Raw genomic sequence first — 15237 nt, forward strand, 5'->3', positions numbered from 1 at the left:
AGGCCTGCTCCCGCTGTTCCGGGCGTGCACAGGGGAACCGCCTTCAGATGTCCGAAATTTCGTCAACGCGTTCTATATGCCGGCGCGACGGTAAAGGCGGGTGAGGGAGAAGTCAACGGTGTGAACAGGATCAGTTACAGAGAGCGTGCGCGGGACGTCAACGCCGGACCGGGCGTAGCGATGAAGGCCGGCCGCAAACGACTAGAAGGACTGCCCCGCCCACCTGCGCACGCCGACGGGAGTCCCGGCCCTGGCCGGGACTGGTGCCCGGGAACTCGGCCTCGGAGTCCTAGCCAGGACTCCGTCAGGTCTGTGGTGCTGTGGGGGCAGGTTGGGAGTGTGGACGCACATGAATGGGGAGGTGGCGGAGGAGGTCGGGCTGCGGGTGGTGCCGGGGGCCAAGGTGTGGGAGTCCGAGACCCATGACAAGGGGTTCCGGCTGCACTGGTGGACCGCGGAGGCCGAGGCGGGGGACGTGGTCATGGACCCCGGCGAGGTGAGTGCCGTGCGCTGGGTCACAGCAGCAGAGTTCGCCGGGCTGCATCCTGTCTTCGAGGAGGACCTGGCCTTCTTCGACCGCGTACTGGCGCAGCTCTGAGCGGTCGGACACCGGCCGCGGGGATACTGCCTCTCAAGCACCGACCCTGGAAGGCGACGGCATCATGCTCATCCTCTTTGGCACCAAGGGCTACCTGTACCAGCTCGCGATACTCACCCTGGTGTGCGGGCGCTGCGGGAACCCGGCCGCGCACACCCTGCGCAAGCGCGTCACGAAGTTCACGCTGTTCTTCGTGCCGCTGTTCCCGATCTCCACGAAGTACGCGACGCAGTGCACGTTCTGCGGTGCGGAGAGCAAGGTGAGCGCGGAGGAGGCGGAGCAGCTGCAGACGCAGGCCGCCGCCGGTGGCGGGCACGGGGGTCAGGTGCAGGGCGGACAGGCCCCGCAGCAGCCGTACCACCAGTAAGGGCTCAGGTGAGCTTGCGGGCCACCCCGCCGTAGAAGCCGATCTCCCGCGAGCGGGGCGGCGGGGGTGTGTCCGGGCGCCAGAACGGGACCTGGGCCACGCCCGGGTCGATCAGCTCGAAGCCGTCGAAGAAGCGCTCGATCTCGGTACGGGTGCGGAGGTTCATGGAGGCCGTCGCCTTGCTGTAGACGGCCGCCGCCCCGCTGCGGTCGGCGAAGTCTCCCGTGGCGTGGGAGAGGATCAGGTGGCTGCCGGGGGCGAGGGCGTCGCGGAGGGTGGCGATGATCTCCTCGGGCTTGTCCGCGTCCGTGAGGAAGTGGAGTACGGCGACCAGGAGCAGGGCCACCGGCTCGTCGAAGTCGATGACGGCGTGTACGTCGGGGTCGTCCAGGATCGCCCGCGGGTCGCGCAGGTCGGCCAGGACGATGCCGGTCGTGCCGGCCGCGCTGAGCAGGGCGCCGGCGTGGGTGTGCACGATCGGGTCGTTGTCGACGTAGGCGACGCGGATGTCCGGTGCCACCTCCAGGGCCGTCTCGTGGACGTTCGGTGAGGTGGGCAGGCCGGTGCCGATGTCCAGGAACTGGCGGACGCCGGTGCCGACGACGTGGCGGATGGCGCGGCGCAGGAAGGCCCGGTTGGCCCGTACGCCGATCCGTGCCTCCGGGGCGGCGGCGATGAGCTGTTCGCCGGCCTGGCGGTCCACGTCGTAGTTGTCCTTGCCGCCCAGCAGGTAGTCGTAGATCCGTGCGGGGTGCGGCTTGGTGGTGTCGATCTCCTCGGCACGGAAGCCGTTCTCTCTCACGGGGGCTCCTCTCGGGCGGCGGCGGGCGCCTGACCGCGTCAGTTATGCGTACGTTGGTGCAACTCCCTTGTCGGGGGCGGAAGTTCCGGGGGCGGGCTCGGGGCCGCAGCCGTCGCCGGGGGCGGGTGGCTCCGGGGTCTCTGGTGCGGGCGGCTCCGACGGATCTGATGGTTCCGGCGACTCCGGTGCCGTCGGCGGTTCCGAGTACGTCGGGGGCTCCGGTGTCTCGCCAACAGGGTCGGGGTCAGTGGGAGTCGGGGTACCCGGCTCCGGTACAGGGGTCTCCTCCCCGGGTGTGCCGGGCTTCGGCTGCTCGGGGTCGGGCTGCTGTTCCTTCGGCGGCGCGGGCTGCACAGGGCTGGGGCCCGCGTCCGGCACCTCCGGCGCGGGCTCTTCCGGCGCCCCGGGGTCGCCCTTGCCACCCCCGCCGTCCGCAACCAGCTGAATGCCCCCGACATCCTCGGTTACGACCGCCCCCTCTCCCCGACTCCGAGCCCGATCCCGCTCAACCTGCCGGGCGGCACCCCCCGGCGTCTCCCCCGCCGCCCCCGCGGACGGCCCCGTCACCGGCGCCTGTGCCACCGGCCCCTGCGCCACCGGCACCTTTCCCGGCGAAGTCACCGTCGCGGGCGACTCGTTCACCCCGAGGGCCAGCACGACGGCGATGGCCGCGGCGGCCGCCGTACCGGAGGCGAGGGCCGCCTTGGTCTTCGGGCCCGCCGCACGGGCCGTACGAAGAAGACCCTGACCGGTCACCGAGGCCGTCCCCGCGGACCCGGCCGTGAGCGACGCCAGGAACTTCCCCGTGCCGCCGCCGCCCACCACGAAGACCAGCAGCGCGGGGCCCACGAGCGCGGGCAGGCGGTTGTTGGCGCGGATCAGGACGGCGAGGCGGCCCCGGCACCCGTCGCAGGCGTCGACGTGGGCGAGGAGGCGCTCGGACTGGCGCGGGGTCGCGTTGCCGCGGACGTAGGCCGGCATACGGACCCAGTGGACCTCGCAGGCGGGATCGTCGGGGGCCTCGGTCTGTGAGCGCAGGAATGCCTGGCGCATGCCCTCGCGGGCGCGGTGCAGCAGTACGGCCGTGGCGCCCTGTTTGGCGCCGATCTGCCGGCCGACCGTCTCCAGGGGCTGGCCCTCGGCGTCGGCGAGCCACAGGGCCTGCGCCCAGCGTTCGGGGAGTTCACCGAGGACGCGCACCAACAGGTCGGTGGAGGAGACCTGTTCGGCCGGGTCGTCCACATGCCTGGCGGACGCCTGTTCGGGGATCTGCGGGTCCCGCGGGGTCTCGTGGGTGGCGCTCGCGACGGAGGACGCGAGGTGCCGGACGGTCGTCATGAGGTACGCCGGGACGTTGTCGATCTCGTGCCCGGCGGACAGCCGCCGCCACACGCGGAAGTGCGCCTCGGCGACGAGGTCTTCGGCCGCCCAGGTGTTGCGGGTGAGCGAGCGGGCGTACGCGACGAGGCGTGGTTGTTCCTCCTCGTAGATCCGCACGTACGCGGCGGTCGCGGAGGGGGATGCCTGGGCGGGCACTCTGGCCGGTTGGTCGGTCATGCAGGGACGCTCCAGTTCCCGGCGACGGGACGCTTCAAGGGTTTGTCAGCGTAGATGACAAAACTTTCAACCATTCAGTTCCGGCCGTGACTCAGGTCACACAAACGGACTCCGGTCCCCGCGTAATCAAGGGGCACTCCTGTGGCTCGACATGGCAACCGACCCACGCTCCCCACCGAGACGGAGACCGCCGCTCATGCGCCTCACCACCCTGGAACAGACCGTCCGCGCCCGCCTGATCACCTCCGACCACCCGGAACTCCTGGTGCGTCCCACCCTGCGCTACAGCTCCGCCGAGCCGTTCGCCGTGCACATCGACTTCCCCGCACACGTCTCGGCCGACGGCGAGGGCGTGACGTGGATATTCGGGCGGGCGCTGCTGGAGGAGGGGCTGGGGACACCCGCGGGAGAGGGGGACGTACGCATACGGCCGTACGGCTGGGCCCGGACCGTCGTCGAGTTCCACTCACCACTGGGCCTCGCCGTGATCCGCTTCGGCACGGCCGCCCTCCGCCGCTTCCTGCTGCGCTCCTACGACGTCGTCGAGCCGGGCACGGAGGATCTGGGCCCGGAACTCGACCACGGGCTGGCGGCGTTGCTCGATGAGGTGTAGCTCCGCCACCCGCGATGCTGTCCCCACCCTGCTCCCGTGGAAGCACACCGGTGTCCGCGATCACCTCTTGAGGCGGGCGAGGCGACAGTGCTGCCTCTCCTGGCCACCGCGCCCGGCCTTCCCGACCCCAGTGCGGGGCTGCTCTGGACCGTCAGCCCGCCGGACTCCAGCACCATCATGTCCGCGGTCTTCCCAGCCGCCCTGGTCGCCGCGGCCGTTCCGCGCGCGCCGCCCGCATCAGTGGTCTTCACGCACCGGCGGATCCAGCGAACGGGCACCCGTCCGGCCACCGCACCGAACTCCGACGAGGACGGCGAGCGCAGTCGGCGGGCCGTTGCCCCATCCTCAATCCGGGCCCACGTGGGAGCGGAACCGCGCCCATGTGGCTCGGACGGTGACCGCGTTGTCATGCAGCCAGCTCGACAGGTCGTCTTCGTCGCGGAGGCCGTCGTCCACGGCCGCATGGTGCCGGATGTGCAGGACGATGAGCCTCCGTATGGCCATGTGGTCGAAGTACGAGGTATGGACGAGCGCGCTGTCGCCACCGGCGTCCGCCAGAGCCCGGCGTGCCTCCGGCATCCCCTCCAGAGTCGCCATCATGAAGAGCTCTCTCGCGACCGTCCCGACCTTGCCTCCATGGTCGTTCGCGCGGAACTCGATCTCCTCCCCCACCGCAACGGGCAGTCCCGTGAGCCCTTCCGGAAGCGACACCGGTACGGGCCACGGGGACACGTGGACGAGCTGAGAATGGGGGAGGTCGTTTCCCTGTCCGGTCTGCCGCAGCACTCCGATCATCTTCCGGCCGAGTGCGGGCGTGACGAACCGGTTGTAGGCCCTCACCGCTGGAGCTGCCAGGCGTGCGGGAGACAGCAGCATGACGTGCGGGACGAGGTGAGCGTCGGCGATCGGCACCTTCAACGTCAGCAGCTTTCGGGCCCACCTGAAGGCGGGCCCACGGGGCGTGGGGTGAGCGTCGCGCCTGCTCGGGGGCGTGCACAGCCACTCGTAGGTGTGGTGATCACCGGTCGGCTCGGCCAACTGCCGCAGGGCGGCGATGGCCTCGTCCTCACGTGACCACAGCCCCAGCCACCGCCCGCCGAATCTGTCCATGGCGCCTTGCGCGCAGCGGGCGCGCGTCAGAAGGACGTCGGCGTAGATGCGCCGTCCCAGTGCCACGAACGAACCCACCAAGTCGGCCGCGAGGAAGGCTGCCAGCGCATCCCCGTACCAAGCGTGTGCCAACCGCTGCCCCAGAAACGCGAGAGGGATGATCGCCAGAAACGGCACGAGCAGCATCAGGCGTAACAGGTCGTCGGTGATGTCGCTCAGCACTCTTTGTCTGGCGTCCGGGTTCAGGGTGAAGGCGGGATGCCGCCACCCGCGGACGAACAGGCGGCGCTTGGGCAGGTGATGGAGAAACGGGGTACCGACCGTCGTCCAGCTGCGCAGTCCCGGCAGCTCGATCAGTTGCCGGACCGCGGCGAACTCTCTGGGGTCGGAAAGGTAGCGCGTCTTGAACTTGACGTAGGCAGGAGCGTATTCGTCGTACCGCAGCGCGAGCAGCGGGTCTGGCGCCAACAGCGTTCCCCGCCACGCGGCATCCAGTCTGCTGAACGCGCGGCGCAGATCAGGGTGGACCGTTCGCGTGCCGTAGGTGATTTCCGCGCTGACGAGCGCGTCCCAGATGATCGAGCCGCCATGGCTGTGACCCACGAGGTGATAGCCGCGCCCCTGGCTCTCCAATTCCAGCAGCAGGGCCAGCAGGCGGTTCCCGGCTTCCAGCCGTGCCACCTGGCTGTTCATGCCGTTCCAGTGAAACAACTTGATCGGTGAATCGGGCAGGCTCACGCCGCCGGGCAGGTGGCACTCCAGCCAACGCCAGAAGTCGCTGCCCCGCTGCCACCATTGGTGACCCTCGTCCTGGTGCCCGGCGTCCCCCGCCCATGTGCCGTGTACCAGGATGACGACGTCGTCCAGAGTGTGCTGTCCGTCGACCACCGCGAGATCCTGCCCTTCCGGCGTGACGTCCATGCGGTGCGCGTCCGTGTCCGGCCGGACACGGACAGGAGCGCGTGCCGCGCAGGCAGTCGTGGTCTTCGGTACCCAACGCAGGTGCGTCGCGGGGCAGACGGGAAGACCACCGGATCATCTCGCACGGCGCTCTCCGACGGGAGGTCCCGGCTTCCGGATCAGATCGATACGTCGTAAAACGGGGCCAGATCGGGGACTATGTCGCTACTGTGAAATGACATGTGACGCGCGTTACAGGGGCGAGGGGGGCGTGCGTGGATTCGCGGGTGCTTGTCGAGGTCGTCGGGGACGACGACGGGGCAGTGGAAGATCTCTTCAAGTGGCTGAACCTGCAAGATCCTCTGCGGGGGCGGGTCGAGGCCGTGGGCTTGCCGGCCCGCCCAGGACAGATGGCGGGCGCAGGGCTGATCGATGTTCTGGCGGTCGCCGTGGGTGCCGGCGGGGTCGGCACCGTCCTGGCGCAGGCGCTGGTGGTGTGGTGCCGGCAGCCCAGGGGAAGCAAGGTGCGCATTCGGCTGACCGGCCCGGACGGCCGCCGGGTGGAGATCGACGGTGACCGTGTCCGGGACGCCGACAGCATCATCAAGGCGGTCGTGGACCTTCACCGCGACGCTCCACCGGCTCAGGTGGAACAGGCGCCGGCGACTCCGGCGATCGTCGAGGGGCCGCCCGCGCATCACGCGGACGCCGCCGGATCACGAACGAGCACGGGCGCCGATGGCGGACGCGAGGGGGACGTGGCATGAACGAGATGGTCCGGTTGCCCGATGCCGTCGGGTCGCGGGCGGTACTGATAGGGGTCAGCAGCTACGAGTCGGAGCGACTGGAGGACCTCCCGTCGGTCGGACGGGGCATCCACGCCCTGAACGCCGCGTTCACGCACCGCGACCGCGGTTCGTTCGCCTCCGACCGATGCCTGGTGATCGAGAATCCACGCGACCAAAGCGCACTGGCACAACCGCTGTTGGGCGCGGCGATGGCCGCCGAGGACGTCTTCCTCGTCTATCACGCGGGACACGGTCTGATCGCCGGACAGGACCGGGAACTGTACCTGGCGCTGGCCGGAACCGATCCCGATCTCGCCGAGTGGACGGGACTGCCCTACCGCCTCATCCGCGAGGCGTTCTCGCGCACGCGGGCGCGTTCGCGCGTACTGATCCTCGACAGCTGTCACTCGGGGCTGGCGATCTCCGGAGTCATGTCGGCCACCGAAAACTCCATCATCGGCCAGGTCGACATCGACGGCACCTATGTCATGACGTCGGTTCCCGCCATGGCCCTGGCACAGGCACCCGTCGGAGACACCTACACCTCCTTCACCGGTGCCCTGTTGAACGTCCTCGAACGCGGCATCCCGGACGGCCCCGACCTGCTCTCCATGGGAGCCGTCTACACCGAGCTGCGCCGTCTGTTCAGTTCAGCGGGGCTGCCTCTGCCGCAGCAGGCGTCCGAACGTACGGCGGCGATGATCGCGCTCGGCCGAAACCGCAAAGGGTCGGCCGGAAGCCCCGCGGACGACGAGAGCCCTCTCGTCTCCGTGGAGGAACTGACCGAACAGATTCGAGAAGCCGGCGTGGCCGATGTCCGCGCGGCCATCAGTCTGGCCCGGGAAGCCGTCTCGCGCCGCACTCTGCGTCTGGGTGCCGACCACGCGGAAACCCTGGATCTACGGCGGACACTGTCGACCTGGCTGGGACAGGACGACCAGGCGGACCCCTCCGTCGCCATCGGCCAGTCCCGCGAGGTGGTCGCCGACCACACCCGCGTACTCGGCCCCGAGGACTCCGCCACCCTGCGCAGCCGCATCACCCTGGCCCACAACCTCTTCCGCGGCAAGCAGGACGACGAAGCGTTCGCCATCCTGACCGACGTCCACTCCATTCGCTCACGCATCCTGTCACCCGGTCACGAGGACACCCTCCGAGCCAGAGAGAGCCTCGCCTACCTCAAGAGCATGGCCGGACAGATCGACGAATCGAGCGCCCTCTACGAGGAACTCATCGAGGGATACACCCACACCCTCGGCAGGAACTCCTTTCGCGTGCTGGCCTGCCTGAACTCCCTGGCCGGCAACACCATCCAGAAAGGCCAGGCCGCCACCGCCGCGGACTTGTACCGCCAGGCGGCGGACGTCGCAGAACTTCTTTTCGGCCCCGATGACCCGGCGACCCTGCGTGAACGCAAGAACCACATGGACGCGATCGGTCAGACACAGGACTTCGCCGCAGCCGCCGAGATCTCCCGTACGCTCCTCGACGACATGGAGCGTGTCTGCGGCCCGGACGCGCCCGAAACCGTCGACGTACGCCACTACCACGCCTCCCACCTGTCCAGCACAGGCGACAGGACCACGGCCATCAGGTTGTTCAGATCTGTGTGCCAAGCACTGGAAGAGCGCACGGGACGCCGGGACACCAGCACCTTCATCCCCCGAAGAAACCTGGCCCTGACCCTTCACGACGACGGACAGACCCAGGAGGGCGCCAATCTCCTCCAAGGTCTCCTGGAGGACATGACCGAGATCCTGGGGGCCGAACACAGTGACACCCTGAACTGTCACCGCTGGCTGGCCGAGTGGACGGGCGCGCTGGGCCACCCTTCCCGTGCGCAGCGCCTATACCGCGACCTTGTGCAGATCGAGGCGCGGGTCCTGCCCCGCGAGGACCTGGACGCCCTGCAGAGCCGCCTGAACTACGCCACGTACACCAACCAGATCGGTGACCACGCAGCGGCGGCGCAGATCTACTCCGAGGTCGGCGACGACCTCGCCTGGGTTCTCGGCCAGGACCACCGGGCCACTCTCAGCGCGCGAGTGGGGCATGCCGTTTCCATCGGGCAGTTGGGCGACACCGTCCGGGCCACCAACCTCCTGCATCAGGTCGAGGCCGATCAGGCGCGCTATCTCGGGAAGGACCACCCCGACACCTCCGATACGCGCGTCAAGATCGCCTACTGGCTCCACTCCATGCCCAAGGGCCCCTACGCTCCTCCCCCACCCCCTGGGTGGCTCCCACCCGCCCACTGACACTTCCTTGAAGGCGTCAAGGCCGGCCCTTCAGAGAGTTCGTGCGAAGTCCGCCACCGCCTCGAAGTCCCCTTCCCGCAGCCCCACCCGGGGGTCGACCCAATGCAGCAGAGCCGGTCCGTCGTGGTGGGACGCCACGAAGTCGCGGTCGTTGTCGTCGACTTCGTCGTCCAGCCAGACGAAGGGGCGGCCCTCGGCGTGGTTGACGAGGTGGCGGGTTTTCCAGAAGGTGCCGTTCGGGCCGGGGGTGAGTGTCGTGGGCCAGTCGACGACCGGGAGGGGTGGGAGGCCGAGGACGGGGGCGATGAAGGTGTTCGCCTCCTCGCGCCAAGTGGTCGCCCAGACCAGGTCGTAGCGGTCCGTCAGCTTCAGCAGGGCCTGGCCGTGGGACGGGTTGAGCCAGACTCGAAGGGGCCTGACGCGGGACGGGGGCAGGCCGGGGTGTTGGGCCAGCCAGCCCTCGGGCTTCATGCGGTGGGTGGTGTAGCCCTCGGGGCGGCGTTCGGGCTTGGCGGCGTATGGGTTGAGGGGGCCGTCGACGTCGAGGTAGAGGAGCGGGCGGCCGGTGTTCATGAGTGCTCGCGTCGGCGTTGTTCCCAGTCGGTGCGCAGGAGTTCGTACTCCACCTCGCCCTGCTCGGAGCCCTCGATCGCCTCCGGCCAGTCGCCGAAGAAGGTGCGCAGGAAGGTCAGGCCGGACTTCTCCATCACGCGGCGCGAGCCCTTGTTGACGGTCATGGTGTTGGCGGTGACGCGTTCGACGCCGAGGTCGGTGAAGCCCTTGTCGATGAGGGCGCGGGAGCCCTCGGTGGCGTAACCCCGGCCCCAGGCGGCCTTGTTGAGGCGGTAGCCCAGTTCTACGACGGCCGGGCTGCCGTCGTCGAGGGGGCGGAACTCGAACCAGCCGAGGAAGGTGCCGGTGGACTTCTCCTCGGCCGCCCAGTAGCCGCGGGTGCCGAGGCCGGGGTGGTCGTGGAGGAGGCGGGGCAGGGTGCGGGTGCGGATCGTCTCGGGGGGCGTGGGCGCGCCGCCGGTGAGGAAGCGCATCACCTCGGGGTCGCTGTCCAGGGCGACGAGATGCTCGGCGTCGGCCTCGGTGAACGCCCGCAGCCGCAGCCTTTCGGTCTCCAGGAAGACGTACGTCACGGGCTTCTCCTCGTCGACTCGTCGGCCAGGAACTTCTCGATCTCCCGGTGGAGCAGTTCCGGCTGGTCCAGGTGTACGTCGTGGGCGGCGCCCGGGACGACGGCCGTACGGGTGTCCGGGCGAAGGGCCACCATCTCGGCCGCCTCCGAGGGCTTCATGGTGCCGGACGCGCCGCGCACGAGGAGTGTGGGGCAGCGGATCCGCGACCACTGCGGCCAGTAGCCGTCGGCGGACAGTTCCGTCATCGTACGGACCAGCGTGTCACGGTCGAAGCGTGGACGAAGGCCGTCCGCCCGCTCCTCGAGCCCCCGCGCCCATGCCTCGTGGCCGAGGAAGGCCGTCGCCTCCTCCAGGGACCTGAAGGGAAGGGGCCAGCTGTCCAGCCAGCCCGCGATCTCGCCGGGCAGCTCCGGGCTCCGGCCCGCCGGACCCGCCTCGACCAGGGCCAGGGAGTGGACCAGTCCAGGGTGGTCCGCCGCGAGCAGCATCGCCGTATGGCCGCCCAGGGACTGGCCTACGAGGATCGCGGGGGCGAGATCCAGTTCGCGCAGCAGGGTCACGGCGTCCTCGACATGGGCGGCACGGCTCACCGACGCCGGGCGGCGGGTGCTCTCACCGTGGCCTCGGGCGTCGTACGACACCACGCGGTACCCGGACGACTCCATCCGCGCCGCCAGGTCGTCCCATTCGCCCAGATGGCCCGCGAGGCCGTGCAGGAGCAGCACGGACGGGCCGGGGCTGGGGCTGGGGTGGTCACGGTAGGCGATGCGGGTTCCGTCGCCGACGGTGAGTCGCGAGGTGCGGCTCGTCAACTTGCCTACCCCTCCCGTGGGTTGAGTGCGTGAGGGAAGACTCGCCCGCCCGCGCCCTGCCGCGCCAGCCGTTTTCCGCGTCCCGTCTGTGACAGCCCTGTTGCCGGAACTGTGGGCTCCGCCACAGCCGTTCGTCTTGCGTGCTGCTGGACTCTGCGGACCCGGAAACGAGTGGTCAGGGGGCCGGGATGTCGTCGGTGATTCGTGGTCTGCGCGGGTTCGCCACGCTGGCGGGGCTCGTGGCGCTCCTCGTGTACACCTGGGGGCTACTGCATCTCGCCGGCGCGTTCCTGGAGGCGGAGGACGGCGGCACGGGCTCCGCGCCGATACCGCCGTGCCGGGGGAACGAGCAGGTCGTCCATGTCATCGACTATTCGGTGAGCTGGTTCCCCCTCTCCTTCGACTGCGAGATGAAGGGCGGCGGCAGCTATCCGGCCGAGGTGATCCCCGGGTACGTCAATCCCGTCGCCGTGGGCTCCGCCCTCGCCGCCGTCGGCTGCGTCATCGCCTCCGCCTATGTGGCGGAGCTGCGGCTGCGGGCCGGGGCACGCAAGGGCGAGGCCGCCTAGGCACGGCGAGCGGTGCGTCAGCCCATGGGAACCAGCTCCGCCTTGCCGAACAACAGGGCATAGCCGGAGGGCAGTTGGGCCAGGACACGGTCCACGAGCTCGTCGCCCACCAGTTCCGGCAGCACGCTCAGGACCGAGCTGACGTGCCAGCGGGCCGTCGCCGGGGTGGCGCCGTCGATACGGGCGGCCACCGTGTCCACGAACTCCGGTGCCGACAGGTGTCTGTTGAGCGGGATGCGGGAGGCGATGATCCGGGCCGCCTCCTCGGGCAGGGCCTGGGCGAGGTCGACGCGTTCCTCGCCGGTGACGTGGTCGCCGAGGGCGGACAGGACGACGCGCAGGACGTGTTCCGCCTCTGCCGTGGTCATGTACTGTCCGGCGTCCTGCACCGCCTCGGCGAGGTCGGTCCAGCTGGGTCGGTTCGCGCTCATGTACGGGTCTCCTGGGGGTTGTCGCGCCGGGCGCCCCGCGGACGGACACACCGGCCCGCGGGACGCCGCTGTCTGTTGCGAGGGCTGAGGTCAGCAGCCCCTGTCTGTTGCGTGAGCTGGGCTCAGCCGCTGATCTGCCTGCGGCCGCTGTCGCCGCCCGTGATCTGGATACGGCGTGGCTTGGCCTGCTCGGCCACCGGGATGCGCAGGGTGAGGACGCCGGCGTCGTACGAGGCGTCGATGCGTTCCGTGTCGAGGGTGTCGCCGAGGAAGAGCTGCCGGGTGAAGGAGCCCGTGGGGCGTTCGGCGACGATCATCTCCGCGCCCTCGGGGGCGGGGAGGCGGCGCTCGGCGCGGACGTTCAGGACGTTGCGTTCGACATCCAGCTCGATCGTCTCGGGGTCGACACCGGGAAGGTCGAAGTGGACGACGAAGTCGTCCCCGGACCGGTACGCGTCCATCGCCATCGCGGCGGGACGGGCGGTGGAACCGAAGACCTGCTGCGCGAGCCGGTCGAACTCGCGGAAGGGGTCGGTACGCATGAGCATCACAGTCCATCTCCTTTCCACAGACTCTGCGGTGCGATGCCCTACGCCTTCTTATATAGCTCGGAGCCAGGAAACTTGACAAGCCCCGACTCAGGTTCGGTTTTCGGTATCGGACCGGAGTTAGCTTGAGCCTTCGTGATCGTTGAGGAGGCAGACATGGCGAAGGTTCCGAGTGCGGTGGTCGCAGCGGGCGGGATCGTCGGCGGGTACGGCGTGGCCCGCTGGACGAAGAAGCGGCAGCTGGGCGGGGCGGTGCTGGCCGTCGCCGGGGCCGCGGCGGCCCAGCAGTGGCGGGAGCGGGCCGGCGGGAAGGCCGCCGGGGCGCTGACGGCCGCGTATGTCGCCGCCTTCGCCGGGTCCCACCCGCTGGCCAAGAAGGTGGGCGCGTGGCCGGCGGTGTTCGGCGTGGCGGGAGCGGTGGCCCTGGCGTCGTGGGCGGTGGCGGACCGCAACGCCTGAGGGGTCACCGGCCTCCCGCGGCCCGGTGGGTCAGCACATTGACCACCCGGCCGTTCGGGTCCCGGACGAAGAAGCGCCGTACGCCCCACTCCTCGTCCCGCAGCTCCCGTACGACCTCGGCGCCCGACGCCACGACCTGCGCGTACACGGCGTCGACGTCCTCGACCTCCACGCTCAGGTCGGGGACGACGGGGGCGGTGCGCTCCTCGGTGAGGAAGCTGATCTGGGCGGTCGGGTTGGCGGGCGACGCCAGCGTGACGACCCACCCCATGTCCATGACCTCCTCGAAGCCGAGCAGGCCGTAGAAGGCACGGCTGGCCGTCAGGGCCTCGCCGGACTCGACATGGATGTCGGGCATGATCCTACGGATGCTCATGGGCACGGCTCCTTTGCTGTCATCGGCGCCTTGGCCGTCTTCGGGTGTCTTTCTGTCATCGGCGCCTTTCTGTTATCGCCGCCCCCACCCTCGCGTCTCCTGAGCGTCCCCAGCCACCGGCACGCGAGGAATGACGTTCGTGACTTCACAGATCAGCCGTCGCAGCATGCTCAAGGCGGCGGGAGCCGCGGGTGTCGCGGTGACCGCCGCGACGGCCCTGCCCGCCACCGCCGCCGACTCCGCCTTCGCGCACCCGGGTCTGCTGCACACGCGGGCCGACCTCGCCCGCATGGCCGCGAAGGTGAAGGTGGGCGCCGCGCCCTACACGGCCGGTTTCGCCAAGCTGACCGCCAACCGCCATGCGCAGAGCGGCTGGACGCCCAACCCGCAGGCGACGGTGTACCGGGGCGCGGGCAGCCCGCAGAACTACGCGACGCTCTACAACGACATCCACGCCGCGTACCAGAACGGCCTCCGCCACCACGTCAGCGGAGACAGCGCGTACGCCGACACGGCCGTGGCGATCCTCAACGCCTGGTCGGCGAAGCTGACGTCCCTCGAAGGCAGCGCGGACCGTTTCCTCGCCGCCGGGCTCTACGGCTACCAGTTCGCCAACGCCGCCGAACTCGTCCGGGACCACCCGGACTTCGACCTTCCGCGCTTCCAGGAGATGCTCACCAAGGTCTTCGCCCCGCTCAGCGACGACTTCCTGGTCCGGCACAACGGTGCCGTGATCACCAACTACTGGACCAACTGGGACCTGTGCGCCATGGCCTGCGTCCTGGCCACCGGCATCTTCTGCGACGACGCCTCCCAAGTCGCCCGCGCCGTCGACTACTTCAAGCACGGCGAGGGCCTCGGTTCCATCAGGAAGGCCATCCCCGTCGTGTACGACGACGGCCTCGCCGAGTGGCTGGAGGCGGGCCGCGACCAGGGGCACGCGCTCCTCGGCGTCGGCCTGATGGGCACGTTCTGCGAGATGGCGTGGAACCAGGGGTACGACCTGTACGGCTACGACGACAGCCGGTTCCTCAAGGGCGCCCAGTATGTGGCGAAGTGGGGCATGGGAGGGGAGGTCTCCTACACCGCGAACACCCGCGCGAAGGGGGCGATCGGGGGGTGGTCCGGGAGGGAGACGGCGTCCGCGGCGGCCGGCGTCGACCCCGCGATGACCCGGCCCATCTGGGCGATGATCGCCAACCACTACACGAAGCGGCGGGGGCTTTCGGCGTCGTACGTCACACGGATCGCGGCGAGGTCCGCGCCGGAGGGTGGGGGTGGGGACTACGGTCCCAACAGCGGGGGTTACGACCAACTGGGCTTCGGCACGCTGGCGTTCACGCGGGACCGGGTTGCGGATACGGGGGCTTCGCCTGTTCCGGCGGCCAGTGCGAGCGCTTCTCCGGGCTCCGGTGCACGGCCCCAGACGGGGGGTACGGCGTCCCCCGCCGCCGGGCAGGACCTTGCGGCCACCGGTTCCGACGACATCGCCGGGTGGTCCGCGGCCGCGGGGATCACTGCGGTGGCGGGGGGACTGCTTTTGCTGCGGCGGCGGGATCGGGTGCGGGGTAGGGGGCCGGGCGCCTATTGAGGTGCCTCGCCGGGTCTTCGGGCGACTGCGGGTGCGTTGTGGCTGGTCGCGCAGTTCCCCGCGCCCCTGGGGAGTTGCAGTCACCGGCGCCACGACGGACCGTTCGCCCACCTCGCGCACCACGACGGACCGGTAGCCGCACCCCGCACCACGACGGACCGTTCGTCACCTTGCGCACCACGACGGACCGGTAGCCGCACCCCGCACCACGACGGACCGTTCGTCACCTTGCGCACCACGACGGACCGGTAGCCGCACCCCGCGCCACGACGGACCGTTCCGCACCCCGGCCCACGAACGGACCGATCCCCAC

17 protein-coding genes are annotated in these 15237 nt (G+C 70.1%); 8 read left to right on the forward strand and 9 right to left on the reverse strand.

Features of this window, described 5'->3' with window-relative positions:
- The first annotated feature begins 349 nt into the window (after window positions 1–349).
- Window positions 350–598, forward strand: a complete 249-nt coding sequence (locus tag RNB18_RS32305) for an NUDIX domain-containing protein (RefSeq protein WP_311717661.1) — start codon at window positions 350–352, stop codon at window positions 596–598.
- Between the two features lie 64 nt (window positions 599–662).
- Window positions 663–965, forward strand: coding sequence for a zinc-ribbon domain-containing protein (locus tag RNB18_RS32310; protein WP_059210041.1), 303 nt, complete (start codon window positions 663–665; stop codon window positions 963–965).
- Window positions 966–969: 4 nt separating this feature from the next.
- Here the strand turns inward: RNB18_RS32310 and RNB18_RS32315 are convergent, their stop codons facing one another.
- Entirely contained in the window at window positions 970–1767 is a 798-nt protein-coding gene (locus RNB18_RS32315) for an SAM-dependent methyltransferase (RefSeq protein ID WP_311717662.1), read from the reverse strand.
- A 42-nt stretch (window positions 1768–1809) separates the two neighbouring features.
- A complete protein-coding gene (locus RNB18_RS32320) occupies window positions 1810–3324 on the reverse strand; it encodes a sigma-70 family RNA polymerase sigma factor (protein WP_311717663.1) in 1515 nt (504 codons plus the stop codon).
- Between the two features lie 196 nt (window positions 3325–3520).
- On the opposite strand from RNB18_RS32320, the gene RNB18_RS32325 reads away from it, so the two are divergent.
- Window positions 3521–3937 (forward strand): SsgA family sporulation/cell division regulator, encoded by a 417-nt coding sequence (locus RNB18_RS32325; RefSeq protein WP_311717664.1) that lies wholly within the window; start codon window positions 3521–3523, stop codon window positions 3935–3937.
- A 345-nt stretch (window positions 3938–4282) separates the two neighbouring features.
- Here RNB18_RS32325 and RNB18_RS32330 read toward each other — a convergent pair whose 3' ends face one another.
- The gene (locus RNB18_RS32330; protein WP_311717665.1) at window positions 4283–5968 is read right to left on the reverse strand and encodes a hypothetical protein; all 1686 of its coding nucleotides are present in this window, start codon (window positions 5966–5968) and stop codon (window positions 4283–4285) included.
- 254 nt (window positions 5969–6222) lie between these two features.
- Between RNB18_RS32330 and RNB18_RS32335 the strand changes: the two genes are divergently transcribed.
- Both RNB18_RS32335 and RNB18_RS32340 read left to right on the forward strand, forming a co-directional pair.
- Complete coding sequence (locus tag RNB18_RS32335) at window positions 6223–6714, forward strand: effector-associated constant component EACC1 (RefSeq protein ID WP_311717666.1); 492 nt, start codon at window positions 6223–6225, stop codon at window positions 6712–6714.
- Window positions 6711–8993: a caspase, EACC1-associated type gene (locus RNB18_RS32340; protein ID WP_311717667.1), complete on the forward strand. Its 2283-nt coding sequence runs from the start codon at window positions 6711–6713 to the stop codon at window positions 8991–8993. The genes RNB18_RS32335 and RNB18_RS32340 overlap by 4 nt, the downstream gene beginning before the upstream one ends.
- 30 nt (window positions 8994–9023) lie before the next feature.
- Here RNB18_RS32340 and RNB18_RS32345 read toward each other — a convergent pair whose 3' ends face one another.
- From RNB18_RS32345 to RNB18_RS32355, 3 genes are read right to left on the reverse strand one after another with little or no spacing between them, the layout of a single operon-like run.
- Window positions 9024–9566, reverse strand: coding sequence for an HAD domain-containing protein (locus RNB18_RS32345; RefSeq protein ID WP_311717668.1), 543 nt, complete (start codon window positions 9564–9566; stop codon window positions 9024–9026).
- Entirely contained in the window at window positions 9563–10138 is a 576-nt protein-coding gene (locus tag RNB18_RS32350) for a GNAT family N-acetyltransferase (RefSeq protein ID WP_311717669.1), read from the reverse strand. The genes RNB18_RS32345 and RNB18_RS32350 overlap by 4 nt, the downstream gene beginning before the upstream one ends.
- Entirely contained in the window at window positions 10135–10950 is an 816-nt protein-coding gene (locus RNB18_RS32355) for an alpha/beta fold hydrolase (protein WP_311717670.1), read from the reverse strand. Before RNB18_RS32355 ends, RNB18_RS32350 begins: the two co-directional genes overlap by 4 nt.
- Window positions 10951–11138: 188 nt before the next feature.
- Between RNB18_RS32355 and RNB18_RS32360 the strand changes: the two genes are divergently transcribed.
- Window positions 11139–11519 carry a hypothetical protein gene (locus RNB18_RS32360; RefSeq protein ID WP_311717671.1) on the forward strand — a complete coding sequence of 127 codons (381 nt, stop codon included), beginning with the start codon at window positions 11139–11141 and terminating at the stop codon, window positions 11517–11519.
- 17 nt (window positions 11520–11536) lie between these two features.
- On the opposite strand, the gene RNB18_RS32365 is transcribed toward RNB18_RS32360, so the two are convergent.
- Together RNB18_RS32365 and RNB18_RS32370 are read right to left on the reverse strand one after the other, a co-directional pair.
- Complete coding sequence (locus RNB18_RS32365) at window positions 11537–11950, reverse strand: DUF2267 domain-containing protein (protein WP_311717672.1); 414 nt, start codon at window positions 11948–11950, stop codon at window positions 11537–11539.
- 122 nt (window positions 11951–12072) lie between these two features.
- A complete protein-coding gene (locus RNB18_RS32370) occupies window positions 12073–12498 on the reverse strand; it encodes an Hsp20/alpha crystallin family protein (protein ID WP_311717673.1) in 426 nt (141 codons plus the stop codon).
- Window positions 12499–12654: 156 nt separating this feature from the next.
- On the opposite strand from RNB18_RS32370, the gene RNB18_RS32375 reads away from it, so the two are divergent.
- A complete protein-coding gene (locus RNB18_RS32375) occupies window positions 12655–12957 on the forward strand; it encodes a hypothetical protein (RefSeq protein WP_266564142.1) in 303 nt (100 codons plus the stop codon).
- 4 nt (window positions 12958–12961) lie between these two features.
- Here the strand turns inward: RNB18_RS32375 and RNB18_RS32380 are convergent, their stop codons facing one another.
- Window positions 12962–13333 carry a VOC family protein gene (locus tag RNB18_RS32380; RefSeq protein WP_311717674.1) on the reverse strand — a complete coding sequence of 124 codons (372 nt, stop codon included), beginning with the start codon at window positions 13331–13333 and terminating at the stop codon, window positions 12962–12964.
- 166 nt (window positions 13334–13499) lie between these two features.
- Between RNB18_RS32380 and RNB18_RS32385 the strand changes: the two genes are divergently transcribed.
- Window positions 13500–14924: an alginate lyase family protein gene (locus RNB18_RS32385; RefSeq protein WP_311717783.1), complete on the forward strand. Its 1425-nt coding sequence runs from the start codon at window positions 13500–13502 to the stop codon at window positions 14922–14924.
- Window positions 14925–15237: the final 313 nt, after the last annotated feature.

The sequence above is a fragment of the Streptomyces doebereineriae genome, assembly GCF_031845645.1.
GTDB classification, from domain to species: Bacteria; Actinomycetota; Actinomycetes; order Streptomycetales; family Streptomycetaceae; genus Streptomyces; species Streptomyces canus.